The sequence below is a fragment of the Pseudomonas sp. Eqa60 genome, assembly GCF_018326405.1.
Lineage (GTDB): Bacteria > Pseudomonadota > Gammaproteobacteria > Pseudomonadales > Pseudomonadaceae > Aquipseudomonas > Aquipseudomonas protegens.
Map to the genome: position 1 here is coordinate 4,522,620 of NZ_AP024342.1, position 18,021 is coordinate 4,540,640.

Consider the following 18,021-nt stretch of genomic DNA (forward strand, 5'->3'; position numbering starts at 1 on the left):
ATGGCTATCTTGCATACCCAGCTCAACCCGCGCTCAGCGGAGTTCGTGGCCAACAGCGAGGCGATGCTGGCCCAGGTCGACGCCTTGCACAGCCTGCTCGCCCAGGTCCAGCAAGGCGGCGGCGCCAAGGCCCAGGAGCGCCACACTTCGCGGGGCAAGCTGCTGCCCCGCGAGCGCATCAACCGCCTGCTCGACCCCGGCTCGCCGTTCCTGGAAATCAGCGCCCTGGCCGCCTATGAGGTCTACGGCGAAGACGTACCCGCCGCAGGCGTGATTGCCGGTATCGGCCGGGTGGAAGGCGTCGAATGCATGATCGTGGCCAACGACGCCACGGTGAAAGGCGGTTCCTATTACCCGCTGACGGTGAAAAAGCACCTGCGGGCGCAGACCATCGCCCAGCAGAACCGCCTGCCGTGCATCTACCTGGTGGACTCCGGCGGCGCCAACCTGCCGCGCCAGGATGAAGTGTTCCCGGACCGCGAGCACTTCGGGCGGATCTTCTTCAACCAGGCCAACATGAGCGCCCAGGGCATCCCGCAGATCGCCGTGGTGATGGGCTCCTGCACCGCCGGGGGTGCCTATGTTCCGGCCATGGCCGACGAAGCCATCATGGTCCGTGAACAAGCCACTATCTTTCTCGCCGGCCCGCCCCTGGTGAAAGCCGCTACCGGCGAAGTGGTAAGTGCCGAGGACCTGGGCGGCGCCGATGTGCATTGCAAGATTTCCGGGGTCGCCGACCACTATGCCGAGAGCGACGAACACGCCCTGGCCCTGGCCCGGCGCAGCGTGGCCAACCTCAACTGGCATAAACAGGGCCAATTGCAACAACGCACGCCGATCGCTCCGCTGTATGCCCGCGACGAACTCTATGGCGTGGTCCCGGCCGATCCCAAGCAGCCGTTCGATGTACGTGAAGTCATCGCCCGGCTGGTGGACGGTTCGGTATTCGATGAGTTCAAGGCCCTGTTCGGCACCACCCTGGTCTGCGGCTTCGCCCACCTGCACGGCTACCCGGTGGCCATCCTCGCCAACAACGGCATCCTCTTCGCCGAAGCCGCGCAAAAAGGCGCGCACTTCATCGAACTGGCCTGCCAGCGCGGGATTCCGCTGCTGTTCCTGCAGAACATCACCGGTTTCATGGTGGGGCAGAAATATGAGGCTGGCGGCATCGCCAAGCACGGCGCCAAGCTGGTGACCGCAGTGGCCTGCGCCCAGGTACCGAAGTTCACGGTGATCATCGGCGGCAGTTTCGGTGCCGGCAACTACGGCATGTGCGGCCGGGCCTATGACCCGCGCTTCCTGTGGATGTGGCCCAACGCGCGCATCGGCGTGATGGGGGCCGAGCAGGCCGCCGGAGTCCTGGTGCAGGTCAAGCGCGAACAGGCCGAGCGCGGCGGGCAAAGCTTCGACGCCGCCCAGGAAGCCCAGATCAAGCAGCCGATCCTCGACCAGTACGAGCATCAGGGGCACCCCTACTACTCCAGCGCACGGCTCTGGGATGACGGCGTCATCGACCCGGCGCAAACCCGTGACGTACTGGCCCTGGCCCTGTCTGCGGCCCTCAACGCCCCCATCGAACAGAGCCGCTTCGGCGTGTTCCGCATGTAATCCTGCGCGAGAAGAACATGAGCGACTTCAATACCCTGGAACTGCTGCGTGACCCTCGAGGCTTCGCCACCCTGTGGCTCAGCCGCGAAGACAAGAACAACGCCTTCAACGCCGAAATGATCCGTGAACTGATCCTCGCCCTGGATCAGGTGCAGGGCGACCCGAGCCTGCGCTTCCTGCTGCTGCGCGGGCGCGGCCGGCATTTCAGCGCCGGCGCCGACCTGGCCTGGATGCAGCAATCGGCCGAGCTCGACTACCACACCAACCTCGACGACGCCCGGGAACTGGCGGAGCTGATGTACAACCTGGCCAAGCTGAAGATCCCGACCCTGGCGGTGGTGCAAGGCGCGGCCTTTGGCGGGGCCCTGGGCCTGATCAGTTGCTGCGACATGGCCATTGGCAGTGACGAGGCGCAATTCTGCCTCTCCGAAGTGCGCATCGGCCTGGCACCAGCGGTCATCAGCCCGTTCGTGGTCCAGGCCATCGGCGAACGCGCTGCCCGCCGCTATGCCCTCACCGCCGAACGCTTTGGCGGCCAGCGGGCGCGGGAAATCGGTCTCCTGGCAGAAAGCTATCCCGCCGCAGAGCTGGATCAACAGGTCCAGCAGTGGGTCGACAATCTGCTGCTCAACAGTCCCCAGGCGATGCGCGCCAGCAAGGACCTGCTGCGGGAAGTGGGCAACGGCGCGTTGACCACCGCCCTGCGTCGCTATTGCGAAAACGCCATCGCCCGCATCCGGGTCAGCGCCGAAGGCCAGGAAGGCCTGCGGGCATTCCTGGAAAAACGCCCGCCCAGCTGGCAGTCCGAGACCACGTCCAAGGAGTCCCGTTGATGAGCGCCCCTGTTCTAGACACCCTGCTGGTGGCCAACCGCGGCGAGATCGCCTGCCGGGTGATGCGCACCGCCAAGGCCCTGGGCCTGACCACCGTGGCCGTGCACAGCGCTACCGACCGCGACGCCCGGCACAGCCGTGAAGCGGATATCCGCGTGGACCTGGGCGGCAGCAAGGCTGCCGACAGCTACCTGCAGATCGACAAGCTGATTGCCGCCGCCCGGGCCAGCGGCGCCCAGGCCATCCATCCCGGGTATGGGTTTCTCTCGGAGAACGCCGGTTTTGCCCGAGCCATCGAAGCCGCCGGGCTGATTTTCCTCGGCCCGCCTGCCGCGGCCATCGACGCCATGGGCAGCAAGTCGGCAGCCAAGGCGCTGATGGAAACCGCCGGGGTGCCCCTGGTTCCGGGTTACCACGGTGAAGCCCAGGACCTGGAAACCTTCCGCAATGCCGCCGAACGCATCGGCTACCCGGTGCTGCTCAAGGCCACCGCGGGCGGTGGCGGCAAGGGCATGAAAGTCGTCGAGGACGTCAGCCAACTGTCCGAAGCCCTGGCCTCGGCCCAGCGCGAAGCCCAGTCGTCCTTCGGCGATTCGCGGATGCTGGTGGAAAAGTACCTACTCAAGCCACGGCACGTGGAGATCCAGGTGTTTGCCGACCAGCACGGCAACTGCCTGTACCTCAACGAACGCGACTGTTCGATCCAGCGCCGCCACCAGAAAGTGGTCGAGGAAGCTCCGGCCCCGGGCCTCAGCCCCGAACTGCGCAAGGCCATGGGCCAAGCCGCGGTGCGCGCGGCCCAGGCCATTGGCTATGTGGGCGCCGGCACCGTGGAGTTTCTCCTGGATGCCCGTGGCGAGTTCTTCTTCATGGAGATGAACACCCGATTGCAGGTGGAACACCCGGTCACCGAGGCCATCACTGGCCTGGACCTGGTGGCCTGGCAGATCCGCGTGGCCCGCGGCGAAACCCTGCCCATCAGCCAGGAGCAGGTGCCACTGCGCGGGCATGCGATCGAAGTACGGCTGTATGCCGAAGACCCGGCCAACGACTTTCTTCCGGCCACCGGGCGCCTGGAGCTGTACCGCGAATCGGTTGCAGGCCCCGGTCGGCGGGTGGACAGCGGTGTCGAGGAAGGCGACAGCGTTTCGCCCTTCTACGACCCGATGCTGGGCAAGCTCATTGCCTGGGGCGAAGACCGCGAGCAGGCGCGCCTGCGGTTGCTGAGCATGCTCGACGAGTTCGTCATCGGTGGCCTGAAGACCAACCTGGCGTTTCTACGGCGCATCATTGCCCACCCGGCCTTTGCCGAAGCGCAGCTGGATACCGGCTTTATCCCTCGCTATCAGGAGCAGTTGCTGCCAGTCGCAGGCGAGCTGAGTGCAGACTTCTGGCAAGCCGCCGCCCACGCCTTCAGCCAGAGCCGGCCGCCACGCACACGAAGCGATGATCCCGACTCGCCATGGTCCGCCATCAACGGCTGGCGCAACGGCCTGCCAGCGCAAACCAGCCTGCACCTGAGCTGCGCCGGCCAGGATCAGGCCATCAGCCTTGGCGCTCGCACTGCGGCCTTTGAGCTGCAGGGCGAGCACCTATGGACAGAGCAACAAGGACTGCGCCGCGAGCACCGGGCCATCCGCCGCGGCGACACCCTGTACCTGAACTGGCAGGGCGACACACATGCCGTCAGCGCCTATGACCCGATTGCCGCGGCCGAAGCCAGCCATAGCCAGCAAGGCGGGCTGACTGCGCCGATGAATGGCAGCATCGTTCGGATATTGGTCAGCCCGGGGCAAAGCGTCGAGGCCGGTACGCAATTGGTGGTGCTGGAAGCCATGAAGATGGAGCACAGCATTCGTGCACCCCAGGCCGGGGTCATCAAGGCGCTGTATTGCCAGGAAGGCGAAATGGTCAGCGAAGGCAGTGCATTGGTGGAGTTGGAATAACTCCCAAGTAAGAAAGCCCCTTTCTGTTTGCAGGAAGGGGCTTCTAGGGAAAGTTAAAACTTCGCAGTAGCTTGTACGACTACACCAATAATCCGGCACTTGTCGCTGTAGAGCATCTTCGGATAAGTAGGATTGAGCGGAACCAGGTAACGCAAACCACCCTCTTGCACCAACTTGCGGAAGATCGCCTCGTCACTACCAGGACACTGTACAACCACCAACTTCCCGGGTTCGGCGCCAATCGCCGGATCCACCAGGATCAGCATGTCCTGGCTGATGCTCAGACCGCTGGGAGCGATCATCGCGTCGCCGACCACCACCAGCCAGAATGCCGCGCCCCGGGCCTGATAGTCGGAAAGCTCGTAGCGCTCCGGCACGTAGGCAGGCTGCCCGTCTTCGCGAACCTCGCCGGCCACCCGCCAATCGCTCACCGGGTAACGGAAGTACGGGTTGTACTTGTTGAGCAGCGCAGGCCCGTCTGCCAGGGGCTCGCCATCGTCTCCTAGCAAGGGTTTCTCGCGGACCACCAGGGCCACTTCGAGAAAGCCCATGCCGATCTCTTCCAGCACCCGGTTCATGTCTTCGATCTTCGGTTGGCGGCGCTTGCTCAACCAGTGACCGATCCCCCCTTGAGACATGCCCAGGCGCTCGGCGAGCTTTTCCTGTGTGACCTTGCGGCCTTTCATGTTGGCTTTGACCAACTCGATCCATTTGTCCATGGGCCGAACAATACGTTGTGTATTTCCAGCCTCAACACACAACTTGTAGTATTTGAAATCCCGTCACAATTACAATGTGTATTAACATCGGCCTACCCCTATTTCCTTTCTCAGACAGGGCAGAACACTTCATGAACACAAGCAGCAAGGACGTGCCGGAACTCGATACAGAGACCACATTAAGCTCACTCAAGGACAGCCAGGCTGCCCGACGCGCAATGGACTATTACTTGAAGCCGGCCATTACCGAGTCAGACAAGGAAGAGAAGTTCTTCGAAATCAGGCGCAGCCTGAGCAGCGAGGAAGCCATGATCCACGCTTCCGACCTGCTGCGCTGTGCAGCGGCCACCGCCTACGATGCAGCGGACAATCTGCGGGGAGCCAATCGCGACCTGGCGTTTTCAGTGGTGCACATGATCGATCTGGCCAAGGCCCTGGTGGACAAATCACTGGAAAGCCAGCGCGTTGAGTCGAACTGAAGCCCTGCGTACGGCTGGACGTGAAGCCAGCGACGGGAAAAAACGGAAGTGGAAAAATATTTTCCGGAAGGCGGGGAAAAACATTTGACTTGCAAATGATAATGATTATTATTGCAAGCAACTGGTCGCGAGATCAGTCGATAGCCCAAAGGACCTTAGGTCGGACCTTTGGATTATCTCCTCATCAGGCTAATCACGGTTTTTGACCCGGCTTTTTGCCGGGTCTTTTTTTTTGCCAGTTTTTCTGGCTTGGCTTCAGGCTAATGAAGACTGTAGGTGTCGCAAAAAATAATGGCGGCGATGATAGCAAAAGAATGTCCTTTTGCAAGCAAACGCCCGTCGTAAAAGCCTCGCAAATCAAAAAGTAGCGCTTGAGAATCAATCGCATAGCCACTAAGCTTCGTCTGCGTCAAGGACGACGCCCCCCTTCTTTTACCCCCCCTTCTGTGTAGAGTAGCGCTCATAACAATCCTGATAAGGAATCGATTATGACCGTGGGCAATCACACTTCTTTTGATATTTGCGCTGATTTCGACAGTGGCAACATCGACGTACTGGATATCAGCAACCCGTTGCAGGCACTGCTGGCCATCCGCCCGGATACCCGCAGCCCGCACTTCCAGTGGTTTCATTTCAAGGTCAGCGGCCTGCATGTCGGCCAGGAACACTGGTTTCGCCTGACCAACGCCAGCCAGTCCTCCTACAACAAAGCCTGGACCGGCTACCAGGCAGTGGCCTCCTACGACCATGTGAACTGGTTTCGCGTACCGACGATCTTCGAAGGCGACGCCTTGCGCTTCAACCTGGAAGCCACCCAGACCCATGCCTGGTTCGCCTACTTCGAACCCTACAGCCGTGGCCGCCACGACTGGCTGATCGACCAGGCCCTGACCAAGGCCGGCACCGAGTTGCTGGCCGTGGGTAAAAGCGTCGAAGGCCGGGACATCCAGTTGCTGCGCAAAGGCAGCGGCGCGCAAGGCCAACGCAAGATCTGGATCATCGCCCAGCAGCATCCCGGTGAGCACATGGCCGAATGGTTCATGGAGGGCGTGATCGAGCGCCTGTTCCGTCACGATGATGCGGAGCTCAACGCGCTACTGGCCAAGGCCGACCTGTACCTGGTGCCGAACATGAACCCCGACGGCGCATTCCACGGCCACTTGCGCACCAACGCCCAGGGCCAGGACCTGAACCGTGCCTGGCAGACCGCCAGCCAGGAACTCAGCCCGGAAGTGCTGTTCGTCCAGCAGCAGATGGAACAATACGGCGTCGACCTGTTTCTCGATGTGCACGGCGATGAAGAGATTCCCCACGTGTTCACCGCCGGCTGCGAAGGCAACCCGGGCTATACCCCGCGACTGGAGAAGCTCGAGGAGCATTTCCGCAGCCACCTGAAACGCCAGACCCGGGACTTCCAGACCACCCACGGCTACACCCGGGACAAACCCGGCCAGGCCAACATGGCCCTTGCCTGCAATGCCGTCGGGGAAAAGTACGACTGCCTGGCCCTGACCCTGGAAATGCCCTTCAAGGACCACGATGACAACCCCAACCCGCTCACCGGCTGGTCGGGCAAACGCTCCATGCAACTGGGCAAGGATGTGTTGAGCACCCTGGCCGACCTGGTGGATCACCTGCGCTGAACCCGACTCAGGGCTGCGCCCCCCGTTGCGCAGCCCTCAGTCACCCTCCCCGACCGGCACCCGCCGGCAATCCTCCGGCCCCAGCAAGCGCCCGTCCGCCGAGCGCAGTTCCAGCGCGCGCAACGGCTGCCCGGTCTGCCGGTCGACCATCCGTGAATGCGCTTCCCCTTCCTGGTAGAAAAACGCTTCGCCCCATTGGCGCAAGCCGATGATCAGGGGAAACAGCCCCCTGCCCTTTTCCGTCAGCACGTACTCCTGGTAGGCACTGCCATCGGACGCCGGGACAACCTCGAACACCCCATGTTCCACCAGGGTCCGCAGGCGTGTGGCCAGGATGTTCTTGGCCATGCCGAGGTTGCGCTGGAACTCGCCAAAACGGCGGATTCCGTCAAAGGCATCCCGCACGATCAGCAGCGACCACCAGTCGCCAATGGCGTCCAGTGAGCGGGCAACCGGGCACTCGGCATCTTGCAGGCTGGTGCGCTTGACCATGTAGGGCATTCTCCGATCAGGCCAAAGGAAAGTGGTTGCAATATAAAACCACGATCTTTACCGTACAACTGGTTTCATTATAAAACCAAAACCCGGAGCCCAACATGTCAGCCAATTCTTCCCCTCATGCCTCGCCTGCTCTTTCCACCAAAGTGGTGCTGCTATTCGCCATCGCCTGCGGTCTGGCGGTGGGTAACGTCTACTACGCCCAGCCACTGCTGGATGCCATGGCTCATACCTTCGACCTGGCGCCGGCCACCGTGGGCATCGTCATCACCCTGACCCAGGTCGGCTATGGCCTGGGCCTGCTGTTGCTGGTGCCCCTGGGGGACCTGTACAACCGGCGACGGCTGATCGTGACCCAGACCCTGCTCTCGGTGCTGGCCCTGCTCACCGTGGCCCTGGCCCCGAGCAGCGCCTGGCTGCTGCTGGGCATGGCCTGCATCGGCCTGCTGGCGGTGGTAACCCAGGTACTGGTGGCCTACGCCGCCAACCTGGCCCCGGCAGAGCAACGCGGCCGAACCGTGGGCATGGTCACCAGCGGCGTGGTGGTAGGCATCCTGCTGGCCCGTACCGTGGCCGGGACCATGGCCGACCTGGCGGGCTGGCGTTCGGTCTATCTGTTATCCGCCGGGCTGACCCTGGTGGTGGCCCTGGCCCTGTGGAAAACCCTGCCTACCCGCGAGCAACCCAAGGCCACCCAGGGTTACGGGCAATTGCTCGGTTCGCTGCTGCAACTGTTCAGGGAGGAAAAAGTGCTGCGGGACCGGGCGGTGCTGGCGATGCTGATCTTCGCCGCCGGCACCGTGCTGTGGACGCCATTGGTGTTGCCATTGAGTGCCCCGCCACTGTCCTTGTCCCACACCGAGATCGGCCTGTTCGGCCTCGCTGGCGCGGCAGGCGCCCTGGGCGCGGCACGGGCCGGGCACCTGGCCGACCGCGGCCTGGCGCAGTGGACCAGCGGCCTGGCACTGGGCCTGATGCTGCTGTCCTGGCTGCCCATTGCCTTCACTCAATCGTCCCTGTGGGCCCTGCTGTTCGGGGTAATCAGCTTCGACCTGGGCCTGCAGGCCGTGCACGTCACCAGCCAGAGCCTGATCTACAGCGTGCGCCCCGAGGCGCAGAGCCGACTGGCCGCCGGCTACATGCTGTTCTATTCCCTGGGCAGCGCCGCAGGCTCCATCGCCGCCACCGCCACCTATGCCTGGGCCGGCTGGACCGGGGTCTGCCTGCTGGGGCCGGGATCAACGGCGTGGCGCTGATCTACTGGCTGTGGAGCCTGGCCCCGGGCAAAGCCGCGGCCAGGGTTCGTTGCGCCACTTGAGCCCGGCGCCGCCGGGTTCAATCAACCGCGGCCGCGCAACATGCTCTGCAGCACACCATCGCGACGTACCCAGCCATGGAACAGCGCCGCGGCCAGATGCAGCAGCACGGTGAAAAACAGCAGGTACGCCAGATAACCATGGGCCTTGCGCAACACCGCAAACAGCTGGGCATTGGCCGGCAGGATCGCCGGCAGTTGCAGCGAACTGCCGAGCATCACCGGGTCGCCGGCCGCCGAGATCATGCCCCAGCCCAGCAGCGGCAGGCTCAGCATCAAGGCGTACAGCAGCACATGGGAGGCCTTGGCCGCCAGCACCTGCCAGCCCGGCAGGTCTGCCGGCAACGGCGGTTGTCGGGTGTAGAAACGCACCCATAGGCGCACCAGCACCAACAGCAGGATGGCGATCCCCAGGGGCTTGTGCAGGTGGATCAGCCATTCATGACGCGCGGAAACCGAGGCCACCATGCCGGCGCCGATGAACAGCATGGCGATGATCAGCAACGCCATCAGCCAGTGCAGCAGGCGCGCCAGGGGAGCGAAATGTCGAGGTTGGCTATTCATGGACGTGGCTCCTGGGCGCCGGGCAATTGGCTGACTTCGCTGGTGCGACGCAGGTAGGAACTGGCGTAGGCCGCAGAGCGCGCTGCCAGCAGGGGGTCGTCGGACGCCTGGATGCCGCTGGGCAGGATCAGCGGGTCGTAATTGATGTCCCGACACTCGCCGCTGTTCTGCGCCTGGGTGCTTTGCAGCACCAGGGTCCCGGCGTTGATTACCGGCCGCTGCGCCGGCCAGGCCTTGCTGGCGTCATCCGTGGGGTCACCGGGCGCCGCCAGGGTGATCTGCAAGCGCCAGCGCAGCGGCCCTTGGGCCAGGCGCCGAACCAGGTCCTGCTCCAGGTAGTCGGCGCCTTGCGGGGCACTGCCTGCATCAGGCCCATCCCGGGTCTCGGGCACTACCCCCCAGCGCACTGCCTGGCGCTTGCCGCTGCCATCCACCAGGTAGAAGGCATTGATCCCGTTGTAGCTTTCACTGGCATAGCTGGCCGAAGGTTTGGCGCCCTTGACCCATTGCAGGAACGGCGTCGCCTCGGGATGGCTGGCGAAGAATGCCGGCACTTTGCTCGGGTCCGGCTTGCCCGTGGCCGGATCAGGGGAGCCGGCCTGTTGCAACTGATAGAAGGCTTCGGGAGTGCCCACCGGGAACACCGGCATGCTGTTCATCCCGGTCCGCCACTGCTGGCCGTTGGCCTGGAGGAAACGCAGCGCCAGGCTGCGGATCGGCACGCTGCTGTCCGGCGCATAGGGGTTGCCACTGGGCAGGGCAAAGCGCCCCACCACCGGCGTGCGTGCCTCATTGAACACCAGCGCCGTGGAGTAGGCCCGGGCCTCGCCGCTGCTTTCGAAGTAACCGATGACGCACACCCCTTTGGCGTGATTGCGGCGATACCCCGGGTGCACGCCATTGTTGGTTTCCAGCACATCCACCAGGGCCTTGGGGGTCAGGCGACCGGGATCGAGGCTGCCATGCACATAGGCCAGAGCCGCCGCAGCGACGGCCACCACCAGGGCGATTGCCCCCAGGCGCAGGGTCAGGCTGACGGGCCCCAGGGGTGGGCGGTCGGGCTTTGATGAAGGATCAACCATGGGACATCTCCAATACGCATAGCCATGAGGGCAAGGACCTGTCAGACGCAGCTCGCCCAGGGTTATTCCACGACCGGTATTTATTTTCCTGCGGCTGGAATAACCTGCTGTGCGGCGCGTCTTCCTAGCCTCAAGCCTAGTGACTGGCCCAGCATCCGCAGGATTTCATGAACGATCTCGACCAACAGCTACGCCCGCTGATTCCAAGGCTGCGCCGCTTTGCCCTGTCCCTGACGCGCCAGCCCAGCAGCGCCGACGATCTGGTGCAGGCCTGCCTGGAACGCGCCCTCGCCGGATGGACCGAGAAACGCCCCGAAGGCGACCTGCGGGCCTGGCTGTTCGCCATCCTCTACCGGCAGTTCCTCGATGCCCACCGGCGTTCCCGACGCTACGCGCGGATGCTGGAGTTCTTCACCGGCCGTGACGACAGCCAGCCCTCGGTGGAGCGCACGGTGATGGCGCAATCGACCCTGGAAGCCTTCGACCGCCTGAATGCCGAACAGCGCGCCCTGCTGCTCTGGGTGTCGGTGGAAGGCTTGAGCTACAAGGAGATCGCCGAGATTCTCCAGGTGCCCACCGGCACCGTGATGTCGCGCCTGTCCCGGGCCCGCCAGGCCCTGCGCCAACTCAGCGACGGCGAAATCAGCAGCCCTTCTCTACGGATACTCAAATGATCAGCCTGCCCCCCAGCGACAGCGACTTGCACGCTTATGTCGACCACCAACTCAGTGAGCAGGACCGCCGGTTGCTGGAACACTACCTGGCCAGCCACCCGCAGGTGGCGGCCCGGGTCCAGGCCTGGCAGCAGGACGCCCAGCACCTGCGGGCGGCCCTGGGTGGTGCACTGCTGCAACCGGCCAACCCGGCGCTGGACCCGGTGCAGATCCGCGCGCGCCTGAAGCAACATAGCCTGCGCCGCCTGGCCAGTGCCGCGGTGCTCCTGATGGCGGTGGGCGTGGGCGGCCTGAGCGGCTGGCAGGCGCGGGAACTGACCCTGGCCGGCAGCAGCGTGCTGCCCATGACCGACGCCCTGCAGGCCTATCGTCTGTTTGCCGAGCAGGGCATGCTCCCCGCGGACTTCAAGGTACAGGGCAATCAGAGCATGCAGGCCTGGCTGGACCGCTACTTCACCCAGGCCAGCCCATTGCCGGATCTGCAGGGGGCCGGGTTCAGGGCCGTCAGCGGGCGCCTGCTGAGCACCGAGCAAGGCCCGGCGGCCATGGTGCTGTACGAGGATCGCGAGGGGCGCAAGGTTAGCTTCTACATCCGCCCGCCAGGGCCGCAGAACAAACTGCTGCCCCCGGGCAGCCGCCGCGAGGGCCCGTTGCAGGCGCAGTACTGGTCCGGCCAGGGCTACAACTACGCCATGGTCGGCCCGGCGGAAATTCCCCTATAGCCCTCAGAAGCCCACGTCCAGCACCACGTTGTCGATATAGGTGCCGGCCGGCGGGGTGCTCTGGTCGGTGTAGATCCTGGCGTTGTAGTTGAAGATCTGGCTGCCGGTGCCCAGGCCGTTGCCGGGGTTCACCTCGGCATCGGTGCTGGAGCGCCGGGCACTGCCGACACTGCCCCAGCGGGTGCTGCCGGCACTCTTGAAGATGTCGTAGGCCAGGTAGTTGCTGCCGGAAATCATCTGCCTGCGCCCCCCCGCACTCACCGGGTGCTGGCCATCGCTCAGGCCCACGGTGTAGGCACTGCCCTTGGTGCAGGCCAGGTTGATGGTCTGCCCGGTCACCGTCGCGAAGGCGCTGATCACCGGCGCGCTGCCGAAACTGATGTTCGGCGCAGTGATCACGCAATCGTTGGACACCGTCATGTTCACGGTCAGGCTCTGGGTACCGCTGCCGACATCCCGGCCCAGACAGATCCCCAGGGCGCCGATTCCGGAGCAATAGTTCCAGCTCCAGAGAATGCTCAGGTTCTCGGTATAGACCCCCGCCGCCACGTTGCTGCCGGTGAGCGTACCCAGGTAGATGGGCACCGTCTTGGCCACGGTCGGGCTGCCCAGCAGGCCCAGCAGGTCGATGATGGAATTGCGGGCGAAGTCGAACTGCACCCCGCGGGTGATCGGATAGCTGGTGCTGTTGTTGGCGTACAGGGTGTAGCTGATGACGTCGCCGGTAGGTCCCACCATGCCGCTGGTGGTGGAGGTGATGGTGGCGTAGAAATGATCGTTGCTGGCCAGAATGCTCAGCAGCGAGCCGGTACAGCTCAGCCCGGCATTGGTGGTGGAGGCCGGCTGCGAGGTGGTGCGCACCAGGATCGAGCTGACGGTACCGAAGCCTGCCGGCGCGGTCGGGACCGTCGTGCACAGTGCCTGGGCCGTGCACGACAGCACGCTCGCCAGCAGCCCCAGTATTGCCTGTCGCCATCCCTTGCCCGCATTCACACGCCACGCTCCTTGATCCGGTGATACCGCCGTTACTGACAGACCAGCGGGCCGATCAACGGCACCTGCTGCTGTTGCATGTCGATGTCGAACTGCGCCAGGCAGGTCTTGCCGTCGGCCAGTTCCACGTGCAGGGTGTTTTGGGCCGCGAGGTTTTCCAGATAGACCAGCCCATCCCAGCCGACCACCGTCCGCGCCCCGCTCTGCTCATGAGTGACGTTGCTGCCCAGGGGCAGCTCGCGCTGCTGGGCGTCCACCAGCACCACGCTGGCGGCAATGATCCGGGTCAGCGGAAACTCCAGCAGGTAGCCGCTGCCACGCCGCACCGCCACCCGCTGCTCGACATTCGGGCTCTGCACGTTGGCCGGCAGGTTCAGCGGATCGATCTCGTACTTGCCGCGGTAATAGGCGCTGCTCCAGGGCACCAGCAGATGGCCGTTCTTGTCGGTCTGGCCCACCAGCTGGTTTTCATAGCGCACCGGGATGTCCTTGTAGCCGTCGGTACTGACCACCACGAAGGCGTCGTCGATCTGGTTGGCGGCGAACACCTGGCGGTCCATCCACACCAGTGAACCGCTGGCATCGGCCCAGCGGGTCTCGGCATCGCTGGTGCCATAGACCCCGGCCTGCAGGCGCACCGACTGCAGGCGCCAGGTCACATCGGCCTGGCGATAGTCGGCGCCACTGCCGGTGGCGTAGCCAAGGTTGTAGCCAACCCCGCCTTCGATCGGCACCGAGCGGCTGAAGTTGACCCGCTGGCGGTTTTCCCCGGTCTTGCTGCGCTCGTTGCTCAGGCTCAGGCTGCCGTGCAGGTCGAAGGGGACCACCAGTTGTGCCTGCATGGCCCAGTGGCTGTCGCCGATCTCGCGGTTGGCCGACAGGTAGAAGCTGCTGCTGTGCCACAGCGGCTTGCTCCAGGTCAGGTTCAACAGCCGGGTACGGGTCGAGTCGGCGGCGCGCACGTCGAAATAACCGGCGCCCAGGCTGCCGAAGCGCTCCAGGTTGAGGCTCAGGGTCAGTTGCTCGCTACGCTGGCTGAGGCTGGTGTAGGGGCTGTCGACCACCGTCAGGTCGGCGTACTGATCACGCCGCTGCACCCGCTGGTAGGCGACGCTGTAGCGCTGGCTGCTGTACTGATAGCCAAGGCTCAACTGCTGGCCGCCGTCGCCGTCGAAACGGCTCTGGCTGACGGCGGTATTGATTACCCCGAACTGCCCCAGCCGCAGGTTGCCGCCGACCCCGCCCAGGGTCAGGGAGTCCGAGGCTTCGGCATGGCCTTCCAGGGTCAGGCTGTCGCTCAGGCCGTAGCGCAGGCTGCCGGAAGTCACCCCCGGGCCATAGCCGAAGTCGCGCAGGGTGTAGTCCCGGCGCAAGGTACCCGCGGCCACCGAGAAGTCCGTCAGGCCCTTTTGCAGCAAGGTGCTGGTGACGTAGAACGGCACCGTGGTGGACACCTGCCGGCCAAGGGCATCGGTGGTGACCACCACCGCTTCGCCGGCGCCGTTGATGAAGGGAATGTTGGTCAGGGTGTAGGGGCCGGGCTGCAGGTCGGCGCTGCTGGATTTGTAGCCGTTGATGAACAGGTCCACCGAGGACGGCACCGCTGCTTCCCCGGCGAACTGCGGCAAGGGATAGGTCACCAGGTCCGGACGCACCGAGAAATCCCGGGACAGTTGCACCCCGCCCAGGCGCACCGAGTTGCTCCAGGGCAAGGCGCCACTGATCAGGTCACCGGCCTCGTAGGTCAGCAGGCGTTCATCGTCGGAAAAACGCCAGGTGGTGTCATAGCGTCGGTAACCGTTGTTCAGGGAGCTGTTCCCACCCCCGACAGGGTCTGGCGGTACTGCCCGGTGTTGGACAGCGTGCCCCAGGAGTCGAACAGCCGCACCTCGTTCCAGGCCGCCAGGTAGGTGCCGCCGTCATCGGTGTCGTTGAGGTACAGGTCGTAGTTGAGCAACCCGCCGAAGCTGCTCAGGGCCGGGGTCCGTGGGTAGGCCTGGCGGCTGCCGATGAATTGCTCCGGCAACCAGTCGGGCGGCACGTCCAGCAGCAGCCGCTGGCCCTGGCTGTCGTAGTCGCTGTGCAGGCCCGGCAGGCTGTCCAGGTCGACCTCGGCGCCCAGCCCCTCGGGCAGCTTGATCCCGGTTTCACGCAGGGTCTGCGCCGGCAGAAACAGCCGGCCGGAGCGCTGCTCCACCGCCACCACCTTCCCTGTGTTCATCTGATTGATCACCAGTTCCAGAAACAGCTGTGCATCGGCCATCGACTCCAGGCTGCTGGGCGGCGGCGGCAGTTCGCCCGCCGGCACCCCTGCGGCCAGCATCAGGCTACACAGGCCGGTCACCAGCCCTTGCCACCTGCGAAAACGCCGAGCCGGGTCCTGGCTCATTGCGGGCTCAAGTCCATCTATGGACATCTCCATCCCGGGGCGGATGCGCCACCGCGCTCACATCCGTCCGTACCTCTCCCCACCGGCCGTCCGACTGGCGGCCGCGTTGCGCCCGAGGCTCAGTGCGTAGGCGCCAGGTCCTGTACCTGCGGTGCTCCATTGACCCGCAGTTGCAGGGTCGACTCGGCCGCCAGGGTTTCCGGCACCGGCCAGCGCATCACCGCCCCGGGCAACACATAGCCCAGCAGCCCAGGCGCCACGGGCCGGGCCTGCCCGCCCTGCTTGAAGGCCACATCGGTCAGGCGGGCGTGCACCGCGCCCTGGTTGCGCAGCTCGAAAAACGTCTTGCCGTCCACTGCCACCTTGCGCCAGCTCAGGTCCGGCACGCCGGCCCCCTTGGGATCGCGTGGACGGGAGGTGTCTTCCTTGCTCCACAGCCCGGCGCCATAGGCGAACAAAGGCACCGAGTAGCGCATCTGGAAGCGGATCGCTGCCGCACTCTTGGCATCCCCTTCCGGGGTGATGGGCTTGGCCGAGGGAATCTCGTCGATGATGATCCGGTACGCCAGCTCCTGCCCCGGTGGCACCTCGCGGGTGCGGGTCAGGCGTACCAGTTGCTTCTGCCCCGGCTCGATCTTCGCCACCGGCGGGCTGCCGATGACATCGCGCTGGTTCTGGTACTGGTCGGCAAAGCCGCTCTGGCTCCAGGCAAACACCCGGATCTGCAGGTTGGCGGTCTCGGTACCGCGGTTCTCCAGCCACAGCGCGCTGGCCTGCTGATCGGCCTCCAGTACCGGGTCGATCGGCCAGATCAGCACCGAACTGGCGGCCTGGACCCTGGGTACAACTGCCAACAGCCCCGCCAGGATCAGATAACCGGTCCCCCGCATGCCCTGCAAAGGTAAATGCATACTGCTACTCCTTGTCCGCCTGCCGGCTGGTTATGAATGCGCCCCATCACCACGACAGCTGCACCTGCAGCACATCGCTGTACGTCCCCCAGGCTGATTGCCCGGCAACTGCACCTGCCCGTAGATCGGCAGGCTGATGTTATTGGCATCGCTGTAGGCCACGGCCACGCTCTGGCCTATCCCCAGGCTCTGGCTGTAGCCCGCATCGCGAAACAACTGATAGGCCACCCGCGCACTGCCGCTATTGAGCTGCATGTGCCGGCCGCTGCTGTTGTACTGGCCTCCGTCCACCGTCATGTTCAGGGTCACCCCGGCGTGCACTGCAACTGCACGCCCCCGGTGAGCGCCACTCTGACCGTGCTGGTGGACAGCGCCGACTGGCTGCCGAAGGCCAGGCTGCCGTAGTTGCTGACGCCCCCCACCACCAGGCACCCGGCGGTGATGGTGGCGCTGACCTGGAAGCTCTGGCTGGTGGCCGCAGCGATCCACCCCGGCCAGGCACTCGCGCAGGCCAGGAGCAGCAGCGCACAAGCGTGGCTGGCCATGGCATCAGAAGGTCAGTTGCACGGACACCGTATCGGTGTAGGTGCCGGCCGGTAGCCCCGCCTTGCCCACCGCCTGGCCATAGAGGTTCACGGTTTGCGCCACCCCGGTGCTTGGCGCCAGGTTGATCACGCCGTTGATCGCGACGATCTGCGAATGCCCGGAGTCGGTGTACAGGTCATAGGGCACATAGTTGGCCACCCCGTCGAACAGGGCCCGGGTGCCACCGGTGGACTTGCCGTCATTGGCGCCGCCCTGGATGGTCAGGGTCGGCGTGGTGCCGGTGGAGCAGAGGATCGACAGCGCGCCGCCACCGCCGCCCAGCACCTGGCCGGTGGCCGTGGTGAACAGGCTGTTGGTGGTGCCGAAGTTCAGGGCACCGAAGTTCAGCCCGGTGCTGCCGCCGACGCCGTTGACCTGGCAACTGCTGGTGAGGATCAGGGTCGAGCTGATCTGCCCGGTGACCGTGGTGGCGGCATTGGCCGTTGAAGCCATGACCAGCCCCAACAGAGGCCAGCCGATTCTGGATACAAGCGCGTGCATGATGTGTGTCCTCTCATGGTTTACCAATCCAGCGTGATGGTCAGGGTGTCGGTGTAGAGCCCTGCCGGAACCGCGCGGGTATTCGCGACCACAGAGCCGAACACCGGGATGGGAATCCGTCTGCCGCTGCTCACTGCGAAATTGCGCTGCTGGCCGATGCTGTAGCTGTCGCTACCGGAAGCATCGACGAACAATCGATAGGGAATGGTCTGGCGGCCATTGCTCAAGCGCCGGGTCGTGCCGTCGCCGTTGAGGCCGCCATTGATGGTCACGGTGAAGCCGGTGACCGAGGAGTTGCAGGCCACCTGCAGCTGGCCCTCGGCGCTGTTGGTGAGGCTGGCCTTGATCGGCGCGACCCAGGTCGGGCCCTGCTGGCCGAAGTTGAGCATGCCCGGGTCGCCGATCGGGCTGGCAGACGGATCGCCGCCGCTGCTGACCTGGCAGGCAGCGGTAATCACCAGGCGTGCCTGGATCTGCCCGCTGATTGCCGCTTGGGCGTCATCCGCCAACAGGCACAACGAACCCAGGGCGACAATCGTCCAGGTCCTGCCTTTCATTG

15 protein-coding genes and 3 pseudogenes are annotated in these 18,021 nt (G+C 64.8%); 8 read left to right on the top strand and 10 right to left on the bottom strand.

The genetic code is table 11. From position 1 onward, the window contains the following. From KI242_RS20330 to KI242_RS20340, 3 genes are read left to right on the top strand one after another with little or no spacing between them, the layout of a single operon-like run. Positions 1 to 1,608, top strand: coding sequence for a carboxyl transferase domain-containing protein (locus KI242_RS20330; RefSeq protein ID WP_015636317.1), 1,608 nt, complete (start codon positions 1 to 3; stop codon positions 1,606 to 1,608). 17 nt (positions 1,609 to 1,625) lie between these two features. Further along, complete coding sequence (locus tag KI242_RS20335) at positions 1,626 to 2,441, top strand: gamma-carboxygeranoyl-CoA hydratase (protein ID WP_011062225.1); 816 nt, start codon at positions 1,626 to 1,628, stop codon at positions 2,439 to 2,441. Then, complete coding sequence (locus KI242_RS20340) at positions 2,441 to 4,387, top strand: acetyl/propionyl/methylcrotonyl-CoA carboxylase subunit alpha (protein ID WP_212805483.1); 1,947 nt, start codon at positions 2,441 to 2,443, stop codon at positions 4,385 to 4,387. The genes KI242_RS20335 and KI242_RS20340 overlap by 1 nt, the downstream gene beginning before the upstream one ends. A gap of 53 nt (positions 4,388 to 4,440) precedes the next feature. On the opposite strand, the gene KI242_RS20345 is transcribed toward KI242_RS20340, so the two are convergent. Next, complete coding sequence (locus KI242_RS20345) at positions 4,441 to 5,106, bottom strand: LexA family transcriptional regulator (protein ID WP_011062227.1); 666 nt, start codon at positions 5,104 to 5,106, stop codon at positions 4,441 to 4,443. A gap of 131 nt (positions 5,107 to 5,237) precedes the next feature. Between KI242_RS20345 and KI242_RS20350 the strand changes: the two genes are divergently transcribed. Together KI242_RS20350 and KI242_RS20355 are read left to right on the top strand one after the other, a co-directional pair. After that, a complete protein-coding gene (locus KI242_RS20350; protein ID WP_015636319.1) occupies positions 5,238 to 5,585 on the top strand; it encodes a DUF3077 domain-containing protein in 348 nt (115 codons plus the stop codon). A 488-nt stretch (positions 5,586 to 6,073) separates the two neighbouring features. Next, positions 6,074 to 7,228 (top strand): M14-type cytosolic carboxypeptidase, encoded by a 1,155-nt coding sequence (locus tag KI242_RS20355; RefSeq protein ID WP_077934503.1) that lies wholly within the window; start codon positions 6,074 to 6,076, stop codon positions 7,226 to 7,228. Positions 7,229 to 7,264: 36 nt separating this feature from the next. Here the strand turns inward: KI242_RS20355 and KI242_RS20360 are convergent, their stop codons facing one another. Then, positions 7,265 to 7,720 (bottom strand): helix-turn-helix domain-containing protein, encoded by a 456-nt coding sequence (locus KI242_RS20360; RefSeq protein WP_011062230.1) that lies wholly within the window; start codon positions 7,718 to 7,720, stop codon positions 7,265 to 7,267. A 104-nt stretch (positions 7,721 to 7,824) separates the two neighbouring features. Here KI242_RS20360 and KI242_RS20365 point away from each other — a divergent pair. Beyond that, positions 7,825 to 9,044: pseudogene (locus tag KI242_RS20365) on the top strand (MFS transporter). Positions 9,045 to 9,065: 21 nt separating this feature from the next. Here the strand turns inward: KI242_RS20365 and KI242_RS20370 are convergent. Further along, complete coding sequence (locus KI242_RS20370; protein ID WP_011062232.1) at positions 9,066 to 9,605, bottom strand: cytochrome b; 540 nt, start codon at positions 9,603 to 9,605, stop codon at positions 9,066 to 9,068. Then, positions 9,602 to 10,687, bottom strand: coding sequence for a catalase family peroxidase (locus KI242_RS20375; RefSeq protein WP_053152717.1), 1,086 nt, complete (start codon positions 10,685 to 10,687; stop codon positions 9,602 to 9,604). Before KI242_RS20375 ends, KI242_RS20370 begins: the two co-directional genes overlap by 4 nt. A 167-nt stretch (positions 10,688 to 10,854) precedes the next feature. On the opposite strand from KI242_RS20375, the gene KI242_RS20380 reads away from it, so the two are divergent. Both KI242_RS20380 and KI242_RS20385 read left to right on the top strand, forming a co-directional pair. After that, the gene (locus KI242_RS20380) at positions 10,855 to 11,361 is read left to right on the top strand and encodes an RNA polymerase sigma factor (protein ID WP_011062234.1); all 507 of its coding nucleotides are present in this window, start codon (positions 10,855 to 10,857) and stop codon (positions 11,359 to 11,361) included. Next, positions 11,358 to 12,083: an anti-sigma factor gene (locus KI242_RS20385; protein ID WP_077934504.1), complete on the top strand. Its 726-nt coding sequence runs from the start codon at positions 11,358 to 11,360 to the stop codon at positions 12,081 to 12,083. Before KI242_RS20380 ends, KI242_RS20385 begins: the two co-directional genes overlap by 4 nt. Positions 12,084 to 12,086: 3 nt before the next feature. Here KI242_RS20385 and KI242_RS20390 read toward each other — a convergent pair whose 3' ends face one another. The 6 genes and pseudogenes from KI242_RS20390 to KI242_RS20415 form a co-directional block, all read right to left on the bottom strand. Continuing rightward, entirely contained in the window at positions 12,087 to 13,076 is a 990-nt protein-coding gene (locus KI242_RS20390; RefSeq protein ID WP_011062236.1) for a spore coat U domain-containing protein, read from the bottom strand. A 32-nt stretch (positions 13,077 to 13,108) separates the two neighbouring features. Continuing rightward, positions 13,109 to 15,465: pseudogene (locus KI242_RS20395) on the bottom strand (fimbria/pilus outer membrane usher protein). A 119-nt stretch (positions 15,466 to 15,584) separates the two neighbouring features. Beyond that, positions 15,585 to 16,355 (bottom strand): molecular chaperone, encoded by a 771-nt coding sequence (locus KI242_RS20400; protein ID WP_227454130.1) that lies wholly within the window; start codon positions 16,353 to 16,355, stop codon positions 15,585 to 15,587. Positions 16,356 to 16,422: 67 nt separating this feature from the next. Further along, positions 16,423 to 16,921, bottom strand: a pseudogene (locus KI242_RS20405) (spore coat U domain-containing protein). Positions 16,922 to 16,925: 4 nt separating this feature from the next. Continuing rightward, on the bottom strand, positions 16,926 to 17,462 hold the full coding sequence (locus KI242_RS20410; RefSeq protein ID WP_015636327.1) for a spore coat protein U domain-containing protein: 537 nt from the start codon (positions 17,460 to 17,462) through the stop codon (positions 16,926 to 16,928). Positions 17,463 to 17,482: 20 nt separating this feature from the next. Then, complete coding sequence (locus tag KI242_RS20415) at positions 17,483 to 18,019, bottom strand: spore coat U domain-containing protein (protein ID WP_011062241.1); 537 nt, start codon at positions 18,017 to 18,019, stop codon at positions 17,483 to 17,485. Positions 18,020 to 18,021 lie beyond the last annotated feature (2 nt).

Coding starts and splice junctions, on each gene's coding strand:
- KI242_RS20330 (WP_015636317.1), top strand. CDS start 1: ATGGCTATCTTGCATACCCAGCTCAACCCGCGCTCAGCGGAGTTCGTG.
- KI242_RS20335 (WP_011062225.1), top strand. CDS start 1,626: ATGAGCGACTTCAATACCCTGGAACTGCTGCGTGACCCTCGAGGCTTC.
- KI242_RS20340 (WP_212805483.1), top strand. CDS start 2,441: ATGAGCGCCCCTGTTCTAGACACCCTGCTGGTGGCCAACCGCGGCGAG.
- KI242_RS20345 (WP_011062227.1), bottom strand. CDS start 5,106: ATGGACAAATGGATCGAGTTGGTCAAAGCCAACATGAAAGGCCGCAAG.
- KI242_RS20350 (WP_015636319.1), top strand. CDS start 5,238: ATGAACACAAGCAGCAAGGACGTGCCGGAACTCGATACAGAGACCACA.
- KI242_RS20355 (WP_077934503.1), top strand. CDS start 6,074: ATGACCGTGGGCAATCACACTTCTTTTGATATTTGCGCTGATTTCGAC.
- KI242_RS20360 (WP_011062230.1), bottom strand. CDS start 7,720: ATGGTCAAGCGCACCAGCCTGCAAGATGCCGAGTGCCCGGTTGCCCGC.
- KI242_RS20370 (WP_011062232.1), bottom strand. CDS start 9,605: ATGAATAGCCAACCTCGACATTTCGCTCCCCTGGCGCGCCTGCTGCAC.
- KI242_RS20375 (WP_053152717.1), bottom strand. CDS start 10,687: ATGGTTGATCCTTCATCAAAGCCCGACCGCCCACCCCTGGGGCCCGTC.
- KI242_RS20380 (WP_011062234.1), top strand. CDS start 10,855: ATGAACGATCTCGACCAACAGCTACGCCCGCTGATTCCAAGGCTGCGC.
- KI242_RS20385 (WP_077934504.1), top strand. CDS start 11,358: ATGATCAGCCTGCCCCCCAGCGACAGCGACTTGCACGCTTATGTCGAC.
- KI242_RS20400 (WP_227454130.1), bottom strand. CDS start 16,355: ATGCGGGGGACCGGTTATCTGATCCTGGCGGGGCTGTTGGCAGTTGTA.
- KI242_RS20410 (WP_015636327.1), bottom strand. CDS start 17,462: ATGCACGCGCTTGTATCCAGAATCGGCTGGCCTCTGTTGGGGCTGGTC.
- KI242_RS20415 (WP_011062241.1), bottom strand. CDS start 18,019: ATGAAAGGCAGGACCTGGACGATTGTCGCCCTGGGTTCGTTGTGCCTG.